We start from the raw sequence: 17,701 nt of genomic DNA, 5'->3' as shown, positions 1-17,701 counted from the left end.
GGAAAGGCGGCCTGACCCTGACGCTTCTCTCCGTGCGTCCTCCGCGACTCCGCGTTTGACCGGCCCGGTCAGCGGCGCTAAAGCGACGGTGTCCCGAGCAGCCGGAACTCGTAGTTGAATCCGCCCTCCCAGGGATTCACCTGGCGCGCCGTCAGGCAGTAGCTTTCACCGGGCAGCCAACCCGGACCGCTCAGGGTCAGCGAGGCTGAGGCACCGTTCTGCAGCGGCGTCGGCCCGGCGATGACGGTCCCCGACGCCCGGGTGACGCTGAAGTCCATCCCGGAATTGCCTGGGCAGGGCGCCGGCGCGGGCAGCGTGCAGATGATCGGTGAACGGCTGATCCGGAGCGTGTTCGGGCTGTTTGTCGAGTAGTTGCTGCACAGCGTGAACAGCAGATTGTCGCTGCGCCCGGCGCTGCCCATCGACAGCAGTTGCGCGAACTGGGTGGCCGAGCCGACGCAGCCCGGCACGGTCAGCACCGGCTGCGGGCAGAAACTGGTGGTCGGTCCGAAAGTCTCCGGCGTGATCGTCGCCACCGAATCGCCGCTTGGCGCGGCAGCCAGGTCCGCATAGCTCTGCTGCAGGATGGTCGCAACGAGGCCAGTGACGTTCTGCACCGCGCGTACCCGCGCCGACTGGCTGGGATTGACCACGAAATACACCCGCGGGTTGCCGCTCAGCGTGTTGTTGCGCACGGTCACCGGGCCGGCGAGGCCCGGGATCGCCAGCGCGTCCTCCTGCCCGGTGAGCCCGTTGAAGATGCGCACCTGCACCGGCGCCGGGTTGCCCTGATCGATTACCGCTGAATACAGCGCAATCGGCGACAACGCCTTGTCGGCGCCCGCAGCGGTTTCGATGGCGACGTTGTTGTGGCCCACGCTGGCCACCTGCACCTGGCCATTGGCGCTGAACACGATCTCCTCGCTGCGCACCAGGCGCACGGCCTGGCCGAAGGGACTGGTCGCAACGCGGAATTCCAGGCGCCCGCGCGAAGGTCCCTGGTAGGCCAGGTCGATGCTCTGCTTGGGTGCGACATCGGCCCAGGACACGTCATTGAGTCGCGGCGCGTACAGCCGGGTGTCCAGCGTGTTGACGATGCGCAGCGTGGCCTGCACCGCAGACGGCGCGGTCGGATTCGAGTCGTACAACAGATCGCCCGCCGCGGTTGAGTTGTCGCGCACCAGCTGGATGCGCAGGTCCCCGGCGCCCACGCCCGGGAAACTCGTGCGGCCGAAGGTGCGCACGCTCACGCTGTGGGCGTCGTCGAGGCAGAAACCCGCAAAGCCAGAGACCGGCGCGGCGGACGCGTCGTGGTAGCCGCCGAAGTTGACGCCGCCCTGGAAACCGCCGCCCGGGCGGTCCACGAAACTGGTTTCGAGGCCGATCGCGAGCTGCGCGTCCGCGCCGGCCCCGCCATCCAGCGGAAGCACCTCGAAGGCATAGAAGCCGGGCTCGACGGCGACACTGCGGGTGAATGGCAGGCCCGCCTGCAGCGTCGCCGTCTGCGCATACACCACGCGTTCTGGCGACGGCGCACGCGCGCGCAGGCGCAGCTCCACGCGCACATCGGCGCTGCTGCCGGGGCGCGTGCCGCTGACGGATACGCGCAAGGTCTGCGCTTCGTTCGCCGGATTGGTGATGTAGATCGCCGCGAAGGCCGGCACCGCGGTATCCGCCAGGCCGCCGAAATTGAAGCCGCCGGCGAACACCCGGCTGCCCGGTTGCTGCAGCTCCAGCCCGACCGAATAGAAACCCGGTGCATTGCCGGGCTCGGCGCCATCGCTCACGCGCAGCGCGTAGAAGCCCGCCGCACAACCGGGCGTGGTGCCCGCGGTCTGCGAGGACAACGCAATCTGGAAGCCCGGCTCGTCGACCTTGAGATGTCCCGCGGCGCCGACCGGGGAAGCCGCTCCCAGCAGCCAGGTCGTGCCTGCCAGGAGTGCGAGGTAGCTGCGCATGGCCGATGCTCTCCGCTGGGGATCCGAAAAGCGGGGCAGGGGTCGGGGGGCAGGGGACCCGCGTCGCCGCATGCACCGATTGTGGCGCGGATCGGGCTGTCGTGAAAGCCACGCAGGAAAGGAGGGCACGAGGGCACGTCAACGCGCTCCTTCGCACCGAACCGGCTCTTGCGTGCACTCGCGCCCTCCAGTTCGATGCGCCAACAAGCGCACCGTCAGGGGCGACCGAAACTCCCCCAACCCACTGCAGGGGCCGGAACCGCGGCACGGCGGATCCCTTTCCCCCTGCCCCGCCTCTGCTTCTCGTCCCCGCTTCACTCCAACCACGGATGCAACTGGCGGTGCGGTGCATGCCTTGGCTACCATCGCCGGGTCTCCCGCCGAGCCGACCATGACGGACCATCCGCTGCCGCAGATCCCCGGCTACGAGCTCCAGAAGGAGCTCGGCGTCGGCGGCATGGCCACGGTTTACCTCGCGCGGCAGACCTCGTTGGACCGCAAGGTCGCGATCAAGGTGATGCGCACCAATCTGCGCGAGGGCGACCCGGCGAGCGCACCGAGAAGCGCTTCCTGCGCGAGGGCCGCATGCTCGCGCGGCTGTCGCACAAGAACGTCTGCGGCATCTACGACATCGCCAAGGTCGGCAACGTCGCCTACATCGCGATGGAGTACATCGAGGGCGGCACCCTCGGCGACCACCTGCGGCGCGGCATGACCGCGGCCGAGGCGATCGGCGTCACCGTACAGCTGGCCTCGGCGCTGGCCGCGGCGCACGCGCTCGGCATCGTCCATCGCGACCTGAAGCCCGCCAACGTGATGATGCGCGGCAAGGTCCCGGTGCTGACCGACTTCGGCATCGCCCGGGACCTGTCCGGCGACCGCACCGAGATCACCGGCGACAACATCCTCGGCACGCCGCATTACATGAGCCCGGAGCAGATCAGCGGCAAGCCGATCGACGGCCGCTCCGACGTGTATTCGCTCGGCGCGATGCTCTACGAGCTGCTGACCGGGACCCAGCCCTACCAGGGCGATTCACCGATCGCAGTGTGCATGCAGCACCTGCAGGCGCCGATCCCGCAACTGCCCGAGCACTTCGCCGACCTGCAGCCGGTGATCGACCGCATGCTGGCCAAGGACCGCGACGAGCGCCTGCCGGACATGGCCAGCGTGGTGGTGGCGCTGCGCACCGTGCTGATGGAGAACGCGGACCTGCGGCAGGCGTTGCGCTTCGACGTGGGTCTGCCGCTGTCCGAGCAGATGCGCGGCCTTGGCTTCTCCTACGATGGTCCGGACGAGGACACCCTGCGCGAGCTGCTCAAGCGCACGCCGCGGCCGCAAAAGCCGATGGTGCGCGACAGCGGCCCGCCGTCGGTGGTGCAACCCGCGCCGCCGCCGCCGCCGGACCGGCGCAAGGCCTGGATGGCCGGCGCCGCGGCGCTGCTGGTGCTGCTGGCGGTGGGCCTGTGGTTCGCCTTCGGCTCGCGCGAGCTGTCGGACAAGGACCGCGCGCTGCTGGAGACGCTGGCGACGGTGTTCGACGACCGCCTCGCAGCCGGCAAGCTGGTGCGCCCGCCGAACGAGAGCGCGGCGCATGCGCTGGACCTGATGCAGGAGCTGTCAACCAGCCACAAGCTGGTGGTCGAGCGCCGCCAGCGGCTGCGCGCCGAGGTGGAAAATCAAGTCCAGGCGCTGGTCGCCACTGACGGCCAGTTCGGCGCCGCGCGCAGCCTGCTCGCCGAGGCCGCGCCGGCCTTCGATGAGGACGAACTGGCGCAGCGCCTGGCGCAACTCGACGACGCCCAGCGCGCGCTGACGCGCGACGCCGACGTCCGCCAGCGTGGCGACGCGCTGGAGACGCTGCTGGCCAGCGAGGGAGGGCTCGACAGTCCTGAGCTCGGCGCGCGGCTGGCCGAGCTGGCGGCGATTGCCGGCGCCACGGACGCGCGCTACCAGGCGCTGGAACAGCGCGTGCGCAAGGGCCTGGATGCGCGCCTGCAGCAGGCCTTGGCGGCCTCCGACCTGGCCGCCGCGCTGGCGCAGCGCGACCGCATTGCCGAGCTGTTCCCGGATGATCCGGCAGCGCGCGCGGCGGCGGTCGCGGCCGACCAGCTCAGCGTGCGCCTGCAAGCGGGGCGCACGCGCGGAACGATCGAGCAGCTCCTGCGCGACGGCCGCTTCACGCCAGGCACCATCGTCGAGGTGCTGGCTGGCCTCGAGAGCCTGCGCTATGCCGGGCTGGACGAGGCCGAGCGTGTGCTGCGCGAACAGCTCCTCGACCGCACCGCGCGCGAAGCGAACAGCGCCCTCCAGGCGATGGATCTGCCGCTGGCGCGTTCGCTGCTGGGCCCGGTGCTGCAGCGCTACCCCGACAGCGCCGCGCTGCGCATCCTGGAGGGCAAGGTGGCGACGGCCGAACAAGCCGCGCTGGCGCGCGAGCGCGCGGCCGAGGAAGCGGCGCGCGCGGGCCGCCTGGCGCTGGACGCGGTGCCCTGGGGCAAGGTGCTCAAGGTCGTCGGCAGCGATGGCCGCGAGCAGCCGCTTGGGCAGGACGCCGCCACCCCGCTGCTGCTGACCCTGCCCGAGGGCGAATACACGATCACCGTGCAGGGTCCGGACGGGCGCAGCCAGCAGACCGCCAAGGCGCAGGTGGCGCGCGGAAAAGTCAGCGCCGCCGAGCTGCGCTTCGCGGCGCTGGACGCGGACGCCTACCTCAAGCAGGCGGGTTTCCGATGAGTGCGCGCGCCCGCCTGCTGCTGGTTGTCCTGGCGCTGCTGCTGCCGCTGGTGGCGTTGGCCGACTACAAGAAGGACTACCAGGACGGCGTCGCAGCCGCGGAGAAGGGCAACTGGGCCGAGGTGCGGCGGCTGATGCAGGCTGCCATCGCCGAAAACCCGACGCCGGTTCCGCGCATGCGCACCTACGGCACCAACTTCATCCCCTACGTGCCGCATTACTACCTCGGCCTGGCGAATGCGCGGCTGGACGACTGCAACGCCGCGGTCGGTGCCTTCAAGACCGCCGCCAGCGCGCGCGTGGTCGCCGGGCTGCCGGCCCTCGCCAGCGAACAATCGACCCAACTCAAGGGCTGCGAGCAGCGCCTGCTCGCGGCTGCGAATCCGCCGCCGACCGGCCAGCCGACCACCGCACCCGCCGGGACGCAGCCCACCACCCAGCCGACGTCGCAGCCCACCACCCAGCCCACCCGGCCGCCGGTCGCGCCCACCCAGCCCGCCGTGGCCGAAACCCGCCCGGCTCCGGGCGTGACGCCGCTCGGCAGCGCGCAGACCGCCCCGGTGCAGACCGCGCTCGCCGCGAGCGACCGCCGCATCGCCGCCATCGAGGGCCGCCTGGGCAGTGCGCCGCTGGCCGGCACGGGCGATGCACGCGCGCTGTCGCGCGAACTCGGGCAGTTGAAGAGCCAGCGGCAACAGCTCGGGGCCAGTCTCGAACGCGCGCGCGCTGCCGGCGACGCCAGATCACTGCAGACGGTCAAGGCGGACGCCGGCAAGCTCGACACTGGCCTCGCGTCGCTCGACGAGCGCGCCCAGGCGGCCAGCGCCGGTTTGGCGGAAGCCCTGGCCGCGCAGACCCTGGCCCAGGCGCGCAAGCGTGGCAACGACGCCCTGGCGCGCCTGGACGGGCGGCTCACGGCTGCCAGCCAGGCCGGCATCGCCAGCGACGCCGCCGCGCGCAGCCAGGCCGCGGCCCAGCGCCAGGCACTCGAGCGCGCGCTCGGCGGCAAGGATCCCAAGGCGATCGACAGCGCGCTCGCCAGCGCCGCCAGCGCCATCCGCGGCCTCGACGCCGCGATCGCCGCCGCACCCAAGCCTGCGCCCGCGGAACTGCGCACGCTGGTCGGCTGGTACCTCGCGGCGAACTACGCCGAAGCCGCGCGCTGGAACCAGCTGGACCGCCTGACCGACGACCGCGCCCGCGCCCACGCCCTGCTGCTGCGCGCCGCCGCCCGCTGGCACCTCTACGTGCGCGGCGGCGAGCAGGACCAGGGGCTGATCGCCGCCGTCGACGCCGACCTGCGCGACGCCAAGCGCCGCGACCAGACCCTCAAGCCCAACGCCCAGGTGTTCTCGCCCAAACTCATCGCGCGCTTTGCCGGGCTTTGACGAGGCAGTTCCGGGGCGATTAAACGCGGAGACGCGGAGGGCGCAGAGAAAGCGCGTCCCGCAAGCCAGCTCATTGGGGCTGGTCGCGAACGGACGAAGAGCAGGACGCAGAGGAAAAGCAGAGAGAACACAGAGAATTCGGGGGGAGGCCTGGGTGGAGGATGGCATCGGCATCCGGGTGGTTCCGTTGCTCACCGCTCCCGGCCACGAGCGCTCTACTCCGCGTTCTCTCTGCTTTTCCTCTGCGTCCTCTGCGTCCGGTTCTTTGCAACGCGCGGCACAACGGGCTACGCGACGGCGACTCCGTGACGATCGGTCCGGTCAAACGCGTAGGCGCGGAGGACTCAGAGAAAACCGTCCTGCATCTGCTTCTCTCCGCGCTCTCTGCGTCTCTGCGTTGAATGGGTGGTCGGCGGCCCTGCGCCTCCGCGTTTGACCCCGCTACGAACTGCACGAAAGCATCGAGCATCCGGGGCGTTCGCGGGCCCAGTCGGGGCGGCGGGTGGCGTGGTGCTCGCGGCCGGGCTGGGCGGTGTAGGGCTTGCGCAGGGTGTCGATCCATTCCTGCAGCGGCGCCAGGTCGCCGCGTTCGGCGGCGTCGATGCACAGTTGCGCGAGGTAGTTGCGCGGCACGTACAGCGGGTTGACCGCGTCCATCGCTGCGCGCCTTGCGGCGGCCGGGCGCGGGTCGTCGGCGAGGCTGGCGGCGTAGCCGGCGAGCCACTGCTGCCATTCGCCCGCCTCGGCTGCGACCAGCGCCGGGCGATAGACGGCGGGTTCCAAGGTGGCGATGTCGGGAGCCGCGGGATCGATGTCGGCGACGTGCCGGAAGGCCAGCGTAAGGTCCATCTCGCAGCGTTGCAGCAGGGCGTAGAACTCGCGCGCGAGGCGCTGGCGTGGTTCGTCGAACGCTTCCCAGCCGAAGCGAGCCGCGGTCTGCCGCGCCTGCTCGGCCATGAAGGTGCGCGCGTAGGCGGCCAGCCCGGCGTGCAGCGGCGCCTGATCCGGGAACAGCGATGCGAGCGCGCCGGCCAGCGCCGACAGATTCCACTGCGCGATCTCCGGCTGGCGCCCGTAGGCATAGCGGCGGCCCTCGAAGTCGGTGGTGTTCGGGGTCCAGCCCGGATCGAAATCCTCCAGCCAGCCGTAGGGGCCGTAGTCGATGGTCAGGCCGAGGATCGACAGGTTGTCGGTGTTCATCACGCCGTGGACGAATCCGACCCGCATCCAGTGCGCGAGCATCCGCGCGGTGCGCTCGCACACCTCCACGAACCAGTCGCCACGGCGCTGCTCCGGCGTACCGCCAAGGTGCGGGTAGTCGCGCGCCAGGGTGAAATCGACCAGCCGTTCCAGCAGCGCGCGCTCCTTGCGCGCGGCCGGCAGTTCGAAATGGCCGAAGCGGATGAACGAGGGCGCGACGCGGCAGACGATCGCCCCGGGTTCGGCGCGCGGATTGCCGTTGTAGAACATGTCGCGCACCACCTCCTCGCCGGTGGCGACCAACGACAGTGCGCGCGTAGTCGGCACCCCGAGGTGGTGCATCGCCTCGCTGCAGACGAATTCGCGCAACGACGAGCGCAGCACTGCGCGCCCGTCCGCATGGCGCGAATAAGGCGTGCGCCCGGCGCCCTTGAGCTGCAGCTCGTGGCGCGCGCCGTCGGCGCCGATCACCTCGCCCAGGCTGATCGCGCGGCCATCGCCGAGCTGCCCCGCCCAGTGGCCGAACTGGTGCCCGCCGTAATTGCTCGCCCACGGCTGCATCCCCGGCCACAGCCGGTTGCCGCCGAACACCTGGGCGAAGTCCTCCGACGCGACGACGTCCGCCGGGATGCCGATGGCCGCCGCCACCTCCGGCGAGTGCGCGAGCAGCCGCGGCGCGGCCACCGGCGTCGGCATCACCGCCGACCACAGCGCGCCGTGCACCTGACGCGTGCGGTTGTCGCCTAGCGGATCGCCGGGGAGTTCGCGCAGAAAGCGGTTGTCGTGGGGGAGGGGCATGGGCGGCTATGGTGTGCGCTGGCGGGACCGGTTTGGGTTGTGAGTTGTGGGTTCTGGGTTGTAGGCAGCAGAGCTCGTGGGCCGCGGACCTGTGGGAGCCGACTTTGTCGGCGATCTCTCCGGCGGCCGCCGGGAAGAGATCGCGGCTGAAGCCGCTCCCACTGGCTTCCGGTGTGCAGGGCTTTGCTGCCTACAACCCAGAACCCACAACCCACAACCCGCAATCGGCGCCTCACCCCGCCCGCTGCCCGCCCAAAAACCCATCCTGCAGCGCATCCAGCGCCTGCTGGCCGAGCTGGCCGAGGTCCGGGCGGCCGTCGTGCTCGAACCAGTAGCGCATGGTGGCGCGGATCACGCCGATGGCGGCGCCGGCGAGCATGCGCGCACGCAGCTGCGCGAGTTCGCCGCCGCCGAAGCGGGCGACGAAGGCCTGCGCCATCGCGTGCTCCCAGTCCTGGTCGATCTCGTGTTCGCGCGCGACCAGCGAGGGTACCGACTGGATCAGGCGCTGCTGCGCGATCAGCTGCTCGCGGTTCGCGGCGTACTCGCGGGCGAACACCTGGGCGATCGCGCGCAGGCTGGCGAAAGGGCTCTCCTGTTCCGGCGCGCCTTCGAGCAGTTCCAGGAAGCGCTCCAGCCGCTCGGCGCGGTGCGGGAAGGCGAGCGCTTCCTTGTTCGCGAAATAGCGGAAAAAGGTGCGACGGCTGACGCCCGCGTCGGCGCAGATGTCGTCGATGGTGGTGGCGTCGAAACCATCGCGGTGGAAGCGCGTGTTGGCGGCGCGCACCAGCGCACGGCGGGTGGCGTCCTTCTTGGTTTCGCGCAGGGGCACGGGTGACTTCTTCATACGCGAAGGATATAAGGGCGCGTCGGCAAAAATGCCACTCAGTGCCAAAAGAACCTCAGTGCCAGATTCCATCACACCGCAGGCTCCGGCCTTCACCCCCGCGGCCATCGTCGCGCTCGCGGCCCAGCCGCGCCTCCCGCTGCTCCTGCTGCGCGATTCGCGCGGCGCGATCGGCGTCTCCCACGCACCCGCGGCCGGCTGCGAGACCCTCGGCAGCCTGCCGCCGCTGTACCCCGAGTGGCTGGGCAACCGCGGCTTCTGCGAGCAGCACGGCACGCGCTTCGGCTACATCGGCGGCGCGATGGCCAACGGCATCGCCTCGACGCGCATGGTGATCGCGCTCGCGCGCGCCGGGTGCCTGGGTTTCTTCGGCGCCGCCGGGCTGTCGTTGCCGCGGATCGAGGCGGCGATCGACGAGCTGGCGCGCGAACTGGACCCGGCCGGGCTGCCCTGGGGCGTCAACCTGATCCACGCGCCGAGCGAACCCGCGCACGAGGAGGCGGTCGCCGATCTGCTGATCCGCCGCGGCGTGCGCGTGGTCGAGGCCTCCGCCTACCTGCGCCTGACCGCCGCGGTGGTGCGCTATGCCTGCACCGGCCTCACGCGTGCGGCCGATGGCACCGTCCAGCGCCGGCACCGGCTGGTGGCCAAGATCTCGCGCGCCGAGGTGGCGCGTCATTTCCTCCACCCGGCGCCTGCCGCGCTGCTGGCCAAGCTGGTCGAGCGCGGCCAGCTCAGCCCACAGGAAGCCGAACTCGCGGCGCAGATCCCGCTGGCCGAGGACATCACTTGCGAGGCCGATTCCGGCGGCCACACCGACAATCGTCCGCTGCCTGCGCTGATCCCGGCGATCGCCCGCCTGCGCGACGACATCGCCGCCGAGCGCGGCTACACCCTGCCGATCCGCATCGGCGCGGCTGGCGGCCTGGGTACGCCGGGCGCCGTCGCGGCGGCCTTCGCGCTCGGCGCCGACTATGTGCAGACCGGCTCGGTCAACCAGGGCTGCGTCGAATCGGGCCTGGGTGAGGCGGCGCGCGTGCTGCTGGCGCAGGCCGACATGGCCGACGTGACCATGGCGCCGGCCGCCGACATGTTCGAGATGGGCGTGGACGTGCAGGTGCTCAAGCGCGGCACGCTGTTCGCGGTGCGCGCACGCAAGCTGTACGAGCTGTACCGCGCGCACCCGTCACTGGAGGCGATTCCCGCCGCCGAGCGCGAGAAAGTCGAGCAATCGATGCTGCGCGCCAGCTTCGACGAGGCCTGGGCCAGCACCCGCGCCTTCTGGGAGAAACGCGACCCGGCCCAGGTGGCGCGCGCCGAGCGCGACCCCAAGCACCGCATGGCGCTGGTGTTCCGCAGCTATCTCGGCCTCGCCAGCCGCTGGGCCATCGACGGGGTGCCTGAGCGCAGCTCCGACTACCAGATCTGGTGCGGCCCGGCGATGGGCGCCTTCAACACCTGGGCCCGCGGCAGCTTCCTCGAAACGCCGGCGAACCGCGGCGTCGCCCAGGTCGCGCTGAACCTGCTCGAAGGCGCCGCCGCGATCACCCGCGCGCAGCAACTGCGCAGCTACGGCGTGCCGGTGCCGGCGGCGGCGTTCGACTTCCGCCCGCGGGCGCTGGCGTGAAGAGCATCTGGTCCGCAAAGGACGCAAAGGACGCAAAGAACAGCGAAAGCAGGACTTTCGCGGCTCGCCCGCTCCCGGTCGTCCCCGGATCCGACCTCTGTGGTGTTCCGTAACCTTGAATTATTTCCGCCTTTGCGCCGATGCGGCTGATGCTCGTCGTCGCCATAGGCCTACGGCTCCTCCCTCGCCTTGCCTCGCCGCAATCCGGAATTCTCACAACCCGGAACACCACACCGTCCCCCTTCCGCCCCCCGCCCTCGGCCAAAGGGCATGATTCTCGCGAGTCACCCGTCATGATCGCAAGCACGCCCCGCGCCCCCATCGCCATCATCGGCGTCAGCGCGCTGTTCCCCGGCTCCACCGATGCGACCGGATTCTGGCGCGACATCCTGGCCGGGCGCGACCTGATCACGGACGTGCCGGGGACGCACTGGCGGATCGAGGACTATTACGACCCGGATCCGGCGGCGCCGGACAAGACTTACGCGAAGCGCGGCGGCTTCCTGCCCAAGGTGGATTTCGATGCGCTCGGCTGGGGCGTGCCGCCGTCGCAGCTGCCGGCCACCGACACCTCGCAGCTGCTCGCGCTGATCGTCGCGCAGCAGGTGCTTGAGGACGCCGCGCGCGAGCAGTTCGACGCCATGGACCGCTCGCGGATCTCGGTGATCCTGGGCGTCACCAGCGCGCAGGAGCTGTTGTTCTCGATGGTCAGCCGGCTACAGCGCCCGGTCTGGCTGCGTGCGCTGCGCGAGGCCGGGATCGCCGAGGACCAGGTGCAGGACGCCTGCGCGCGGATCGCGGCGCAGTACGTGCCGTGGCAGGAGGCGAGCTTCCCCGGGCTGCTCGGCAATGTGGTCGCCGGGCGCATCGCCAACCGGCTCAACCTGGGCGGCACCAACTGCGTGACCGATGCGGCCTGCGCCTCCTCGCTGTCGGCGCTGGCGATGGCGGTGGCGGAGCTGGAACTCGGCCACAGCGATCTGGCCATCGCCGGCGGGGTCGACACGCTCAACGACATCTTCATGTACATGTGCTTCTCGAAGACGCCGGCGCTGTCGCCCAGCGGCGACTGCCGGCCCTTCAGCGACGCCGCCGACGGCACCATGCTCGGCGAGGGCCTGGGGATGTTCGCGCTCAAGCGCCTGGCCGACGCCGAGCGCGACGGCGACCGCATCTACGCGGTGCTGCGGGGCTTGGGCACTTCCAGCGACGGGCGCAGCAAGAGCGTCTACGCGCCGGTCTCGGAAGGCCAGGCGCAGGCCCTGCAACGCGCCTACCGGCAGGCCGGCTACGCGCCCACGACGGTCGAGCTGGTCGAGGCGCACGGCACCGGCACCAAGGCCGGCGATGTCGCCGAGTTCAACGGCCTGCGGATGGTCTACGCGGGCGAGAACCCGTCGCGCGGCCGTGGTGCGCGCTGGGTTCGGTGAAGAGCCAGATCGGCCACACCAAGGCCGCGGCCGGCGCGGCCGGCCTGTTCAAGGCGGTGATTGCCTTGCACCACAAGGTGCTGCCACCGACGATCAAGGTCGAGCGGCCCGATCCGCGCCTGGCCATCGACAGCAGCCCGTTCTACCTCAACACCCGCGCGCGGCCGTGGATCCGCGGCCGCGAACATCCGCGCCGCGCGGCGGTCAGCGCCTTCGGCTTCGGCGGCTCCAATTTCCACGCGACGCTGGAGGAATACACCGGGCCCGCGCCGCGCGCCGAGCGCCTGCCGGTGCACGCGTCGGAACTGGTGCTGCTGCACGCCGACAGCGTGCCCGGCCTGCTGGCGAAGATCGATGCGCTGGCCGCCTCGCAGCGCCCGCTGGCACACATCGCGCACGAGAGCCGGCGCGACTGGCGTTGCGATGCGCCGCGCCGGCTGGCGCTGGTGGTCGACTCGGCGGACACCCTGCGCCAGCGGCTGAAGGCTGCGGCCGAACGCATCCGGCTGGCACCGGAATCGGCGCACGCGCTGGCCGACGGCAGCAGCTACGGCGTCGGCGCGCCGGAGGGCGGCGTGGCCTTCCTGTTCCCCGGCCAGGGCAGCCAGTACCTGGAGATGGGTGCGGGCCTCGCGATGCAGTTCGACGCCGCGCGCGGCGTGTGGGACCAGGCAGCCGCGCTGGCGCTCGACGACGGCCTGCGACTGCACCAAATCGTGTTCCCGCAGCCGGTGTTCGAGCCGCAGGCCGAGGCCGCGCAGCGCGCACGGCTGACCGCCACCGAGCACGCACAGCCGGCGCTCGCGGCGCATTCGGCGGCGTTGCTCGCGCTGCTGGACGAACTCGGCGTGCGCGCCGATGCGACCGCCGGCCACAGCTTCGGCGAGCTGATGGCGCTGCACGCCGCCGGCGCCTGCGACTTGCCCACCGCGATGCAGCTGGCCCGTGCGCGTGGCCTGGCGATGCGCGACGCCGCGCGCACGCCGGGCGCGATGAGCGCCGTGTCGGCGCCGGTGGAGCGCGTGCGCGAGCTGCTCGCCGGCCAGCGCGAGGTGCTCCTCGCCAATCACAACGGTCCGCAGCAGGTGGTGGTCTCCGGGCCCACCGAGGCCATCGCGGCCTTCGAGCAGCGCCTCGCCGCTGAGCGCATCGGTTTTGCCCGGCTGCCGGTCGCCAGCGCCTTTCACTCGCCGATCGTCGCCGGCGCCAGCGCCGCCTTCGGCGCCGCGCTCGCCCGTGCGCCGATGCAGATGCCGCGCTTGCCGGTCTACGCCAACGCCGAGGCCGCGCCCTATGCGGGCGACGAGGAAACCCTGCGCGGGCAGCTCGCGGTGCAGCTGTCGCGCCCGGTCCGATTCGTCGAGATGATCGAAGCCATGCACGCCGCGGGCATCCGCAGCTTCGTCGAGGTCGGCCCCGGCCAGGTGCTCTGCGGCCTGGTCGGCAGCATCCTAGAAGGCCGCCCGCACCGCGCCATCGCACTCGACCGCAAGGGCCGCGATGGGGTCGAGACGCTGCTGGTGGGCCTCGCCCGCCTCGCCGCCGCCGGCGCGCTGAGCCGCCCCGAGCGGCTGTACGCCGATGTGCGCCTGCCGCCCGAAACCCCGGCCAAGCCCAGGCACGCCATCGCCATCGACGGCAGCAACCTCGGCAAGCCCTACCCGCCGCCGCCCGGCACGCCGATGCCGGCGCCGAACCCGGAGCGCGAATCCGCCAACCTTGCCGGGGAGCGCGCCGGCGGCGCGCACCCCGGCCTACGCGAGCCCGGCGTAGGCCGGGGTACGGCACAGCCGTTCCCCGGCACTTCCGATGCCCCGCAACGCACCGCTTCCGAGCCCCAGGCCATGCCGAATCAACCCGAGTTCTCCCCCGCCTGGCTCGCCGCATTCCAGGACAGCCAGCGCCAGGCCGCCGCCGCGCACGCCGCCTTCCAGCAGGCGATGGCCGACAGCCACGCCGCCTACCTGCGGCTGACCGAAACCGCGTTGGCGGGGTTGGGGGCGATGGTCGCCGCCGACGGCGGCGACGGGGCAGGGGTCAGGGGTCAGGGGGACGGGACTGGGGCGGCCGCGGCGCGTGTCGTGTCCTCGCAGTCTCCGGCAGCGCCGAGCCACTCCGGCGGTGAAGCGGGGGCAGGGGGCAGGGGGCAGGGGGACAAGACAGCGGCGACCTTGTCGACCGTCGAGTCCCCAGGGTTTGTCGCTCCGCCAAGCCTCCAGCCCGCTTCGAAGTCCGAGCCTGCCCCAGTGCAGGTCCCCCGCCCCCTGCCCCTCGCCCCTGCTTCTCCGTCCCTCGCCACGCTCCTGCTCTCCGTGGTCGCCGACAAGACCGGCTACCCCGTCGACATGCTGACCCTCGACATGGACCTCGAAGGCGACCTCGGGATCGATTCGATCAAGCGGGTCGAGATCCTCGCGGCAGTCGACGAGCGCGCGCCGGCGCTGCCGAAGGTCGACCGCGCGCGGCTGGGGGCGATGCGCACGCTGGCGGAGATTGTCGCCGCCTTGGGCGGTGGTGAAGCGGGGGCAGGGGGCAGGGGGCAGGGGGACGGGACTGGGGCGACTTTTCCGACCGACGTGGCCCCAGGGTTTGTCGCTCCGCCAAGCCTCCAGCCCGCTTCAAAGTACGGGCATGCCCCAGTGCAGGTCCCCCGCCCCCTGCCCCTCGCCCCTGCTTCTCCGTCCCTCGCCACGCTCCTGCTCTCGGTGGTCGCCGACAAGACCGGCTACCCCGTCGACATGCTGACCCTCGACATGGACCTCGAAGGCGACCTCGGCATCGATTCGATCAAGCGGGTCGAGATCCTCGCGGCAGTCGACGAGCGCGCGCCAGCGTTGCCCAAGGTCGACCGCGCGCGGCTGGGGGCGATGCGGACGCTGGCGGAGATTGTCGCCGCCTTGGGCGGTGGTGAAGCGGGGGCAGGGGGCAGGGGGCAGGGGGACGGAACAGGGGCGACTTTTCCGACCGACGTGGCCCCAGGGTTTGTCGCTCCGCCAAGCCTCCCGCCCGCTTCAAGGTACGACAATGCCCCGGTGCAGGTCCCCTGCCCCCCGCCCCTCGCCCCTGCTTCTCCGTCCCTCGCCCGCTACGAACTGACCCTGCTCCCCGCCCCGCCCACCGGCCTGGCGCTGGCGGGGCTGCTCGGTGGCGGCACGGTGCATGTGCTCGGGCACGACACGCTGGCGCCGGCGCTGGCGGCGGAGCTGCAGGCGCGCGGGGTGGATGCCTGCGCGGTGCTGCGGCTGCCGGCCGATGCGGATGCGGCGATCCACCTCGGCGGCTTGCGTGAATTCGCCGACCTGGATGCGGCGATCGCGCTGAATCACGAAGTGTTCGCGGCCGCGCGCCAGCTGGCGCAGCGTGCGCCGCGGCTGTTCGTCACCGCGCAGGACAGCGGCGGCAGTTTTGGCCTGGAGGCGGGCGACGAAGGCCGCGCGTGGGCCGCGGGGCTGCCGGCGCTGGTCAAGACCGCGGCGCTGGAATGGCCGCAGGCGGCGCTCAAGGCGATCGACATCGAACGTGGCGGGCGCAGCGTCGAGGCGCTCGCGGTGGCGCTCGCCGACGAGTTGCTCGGCGGTGGTGGTGAAATCGAAATCGCGCTCGGCGCGAATGGCCGCCGGCGCACGCTGCAGAGCGTCGCGCGCCCGGTGCAACCGGATGCGCCGGTGATCGCCGATGGCGATGTCGTGGTCGTGTCCGGCGGCGCGCGCGGCGTGACCGCGGCCTGCCTGGTCGAATGGGCGAAATCCTGCCGCGCGCGCTTCGTGTTGCTCGGGCGCAGCGAGCTGACGGCCGAACCGCCCGAATGCGCCGGGATCGCCGACGAGGCCGGCCTCAAGCGCGCGCTGCTGGCCAAGGCGCAGGCGCGCGGCGAGGCGCTGACACCGGCCGCGCTGCAGGCGCGCGTGCGCGGCGTGCTGTCCGCGCGCGAGGTGCGCGCCACGCTCGCGGCCATCGCCGCCGCCGGCGCGCGCGCCGAATACCGCAGCGTGGCGGTCGAGGACGCCGAGGCACTGGCGCGCATGCTGGCCGAGGTGCGCCAGTCGCTCGGGCCGATCCGCGGCCTGGTCCACGCCGCCGGCGTGCTCGCCGACAAGCGCATCGCGGACAAGACCGATGCCCAGTTCGAATCGGTGCTGCGCACCAAGGTCGGCGGCCTGCGCGCGCTGCTCGACGCCACCGCGGGCGACGACCTGAAACTGCTCGCGGTGTTCTCGTCGGTATCGGCGCGCTGCGGCAACACCGGCCAGGCGGATTACGCGATGGCCAACGAGGTGCTGGCGAAGGTCGCTGCGGCAGAACAGCGCCGGCGGCCCGGCCTGCGCGTCAAATCGCTCGGCTGGGGTCCGTGGGAGGGCGGCATGGTCAACCCGGCGCTGCGCGAGCGCTTCGCCGCGCTCGGCGTGCCGATGATCCCGCTCGGCGTCGGCGCGCGCATGTTCGTCGACGAGATGGCCGATGGCGGCGCGGTCGAACTGGTGCTCGGCGGCGAGCCGCGCCCGCAGGCGCTGCTGGCGGATGGCGCCGACGCGCGCGTGGATGCGCTGGAACTGATTGTCAGCGAGGCCAGCCACGCCTGGCTCGCCGGGCACGCGGTGGCCGGCCAGCCGGTGGTGCCGTTGGTGCTGGTGGCCGAATGGCTGGCGCGCGCCGCGCAGAGCTGGCGTCCCGGGCTGAAGCTGGTCGCGCTGCACGACCTGAAGGTGCTGAAGGGGATTCGCCTGGGGCATTTCGGCAACGGTGGCGACCGTTTGCGGATCGAATCGCGCGCCGGACGCGACGGCCGCACGCTGGAACTGCGCGTGCTCGGCGCGCGCGGCGAACTGCACTACAGCGCACGCGCGGAACTCGGGCAGGCCGCGCCGCCGCCGCAAGCGCAGCCGCGCCTGGAACTCGACCAATGGGATGGCGCACCGCTGTACCAGGATTTGCTGTTCCACCGCGAGTGCTTCGAGCTGATCGACGCAGTGGGCGGCATTTCCGACGCGGGCATCGCCGCCCGCGTGCGCGGCGTCGCCGATGCGCAGTGGCCCGGCGAAGCCTGGCAGCTCGACGCCGCGGCGCTCGACGGCGGCCTGCAGCTCGCCGTGCTCTACGGCCAGCGCATGCTCGGCGGGCCCAATTTGCCGATGGCCATCGGCGAGCTGCGCGCGCACGCCGCGCCCTGCGCCGGCCCGGTGCACGCCACCGCCCACGCGCGCCGCGTAGGCAGCGGCGTGGCCACCACCGACATCTACCTCGACGATGCCCGCGGGCAGCGCGTCGCGGAGCTGATCGGGGTGCGGAATGTGGCGGTGGCACTGTGAGGGCTGGGTTGAGAGCGGGGCTGGGGGCTGGGGGCTTGGGTGAGTGCGCGGGGAGCGCATCGCGGGACGCGGCTGATCGCAAGCAAAGCCCATCTCCGCCCGCGCTGCCGCCCCCCCGCCCCTGGCTGGAGCGGGGCTGGGGGGGGTGGGGGCGCCGGGATGCGGCTGATCGCATGCGCGAAGCAAAGCCCATCTCCGCCCTCCGCTGCATGCCCTGCGCACGCGCCAGCCAACGCCGCGCCCTGGCTGGGTTGAGAGCGGGGCTGGGGGCTGGGGGCTTGGGTGAGTGCGCGGGGAGCGCATCGCGGGACGCGGCTGATCGCATGCGCGAATGCGGCTTCCACCGCATGCCGTGCGCTCGCGCCAGCCAACGCTTTGCCCCGGCCTTCCGCGCACTCGCCCCAGCCCCCA

Annotated in this window: 8 protein-coding genes; 5 read left to right on the top strand and 3 right to left on the bottom strand. The window is 72.1% G+C overall.

Annotated features, from left to right (window positions below):
- Window positions 1-77: 77 nt before the first annotated feature.
- Window positions 78-1,958 carry a hypothetical protein gene (locus IPK27_00265; GenBank protein ID MBK8066098.1) on the bottom strand — a complete coding sequence of 627 codons (1,881 nt, stop codon included), beginning with the start codon at window positions 1,956-1,958 and terminating at the stop codon, window positions 78-80.
- A gap of 585 nt (window positions 1,959-2,543) precedes the next feature.
- Here IPK27_00265 and IPK27_00260 point away from each other — a divergent pair.
- Both IPK27_00260 and IPK27_00255 read left to right on the top strand, forming a co-directional pair.
- The gene (locus IPK27_00260) at window positions 2,544-4,694 is read left to right on the top strand and encodes a protein kinase (protein ID MBK8066097.1); all 2,151 of its coding nucleotides are present in this window, start codon (window positions 2,544-2,546) and stop codon (window positions 4,692-4,694) included.
- Window positions 4,691-6,082, top strand: coding sequence for a hypothetical protein (locus tag IPK27_00255; GenBank protein MBK8066096.1), 1,392 nt, complete (start codon window positions 4,691-4,693; stop codon window positions 6,080-6,082). The genes IPK27_00260 and IPK27_00255 overlap by 4 nt, the downstream gene beginning before the upstream one ends.
- Window positions 6,083-6,523: 441 nt before the next feature.
- On the opposite strand, the gene IPK27_00250 is transcribed toward IPK27_00255, so the two are convergent.
- Both IPK27_00250 and IPK27_00245 read right to left on the bottom strand, forming a co-directional pair.
- Window positions 6,524-8,080, bottom strand: coding sequence for a YdiU family protein (locus IPK27_00250; GenBank protein MBK8066095.1), 1,557 nt, complete (start codon window positions 8,078-8,080; stop codon window positions 6,524-6,526).
- A gap of 232 nt (window positions 8,081-8,312) precedes the next feature.
- Window positions 8,313-8,927: a TetR family transcriptional regulator gene (locus IPK27_00245; GenBank protein MBK8066094.1), complete on the bottom strand. Its 615-nt coding sequence runs from the start codon at window positions 8,925-8,927 to the stop codon at window positions 8,313-8,315.
- Window positions 8,928-8,958: 31 nt separating this feature from the next.
- On the opposite strand from IPK27_00245, the gene IPK27_00240 reads away from it, so the two are divergent.
- From IPK27_00240 to IPK27_00230, 3 genes are all read left to right on the top strand, one after another.
- Complete coding sequence (locus IPK27_00240) at window positions 8,959-10,554, top strand: PfaD family polyunsaturated fatty acid/polyketide biosynthesis protein (GenBank protein MBK8066093.1); 1,596 nt, start codon at window positions 8,959-8,961, stop codon at window positions 10,552-10,554.
- Window positions 10,555-10,847: 293 nt separating this feature from the next.
- A complete protein-coding gene (locus tag IPK27_00235; protein ID MBK8066092.1) occupies window positions 10,848-11,984 on the top strand; it encodes a hypothetical protein in 1,137 nt (378 codons plus the stop codon).
- The gene (locus tag IPK27_00230) at window positions 11,981-17,290 is read left to right on the top strand and encodes an SDR family oxidoreductase (GenBank protein ID MBK8066091.1); all 5,310 of its coding nucleotides are present in this window, start codon (window positions 11,981-11,983) and stop codon (window positions 17,288-17,290) included. The genes IPK27_00235 and IPK27_00230 overlap by 4 nt, the downstream gene beginning before the upstream one ends.
- Window positions 17,291-17,701 lie beyond the last annotated feature (411 nt).

It is taken from the genome of Rhodanobacteraceae bacterium (genome assembly GCA_016713135.1).
Classification (GTDB): Bacteria; Pseudomonadota; Gammaproteobacteria; order Xanthomonadales; family SZUA-5; genus JADKFD01.
The sequence above is the reverse complement of the archived record's forward strand: the minus strand, read 5'-3'. Positions and strand labels throughout refer to the sequence as shown.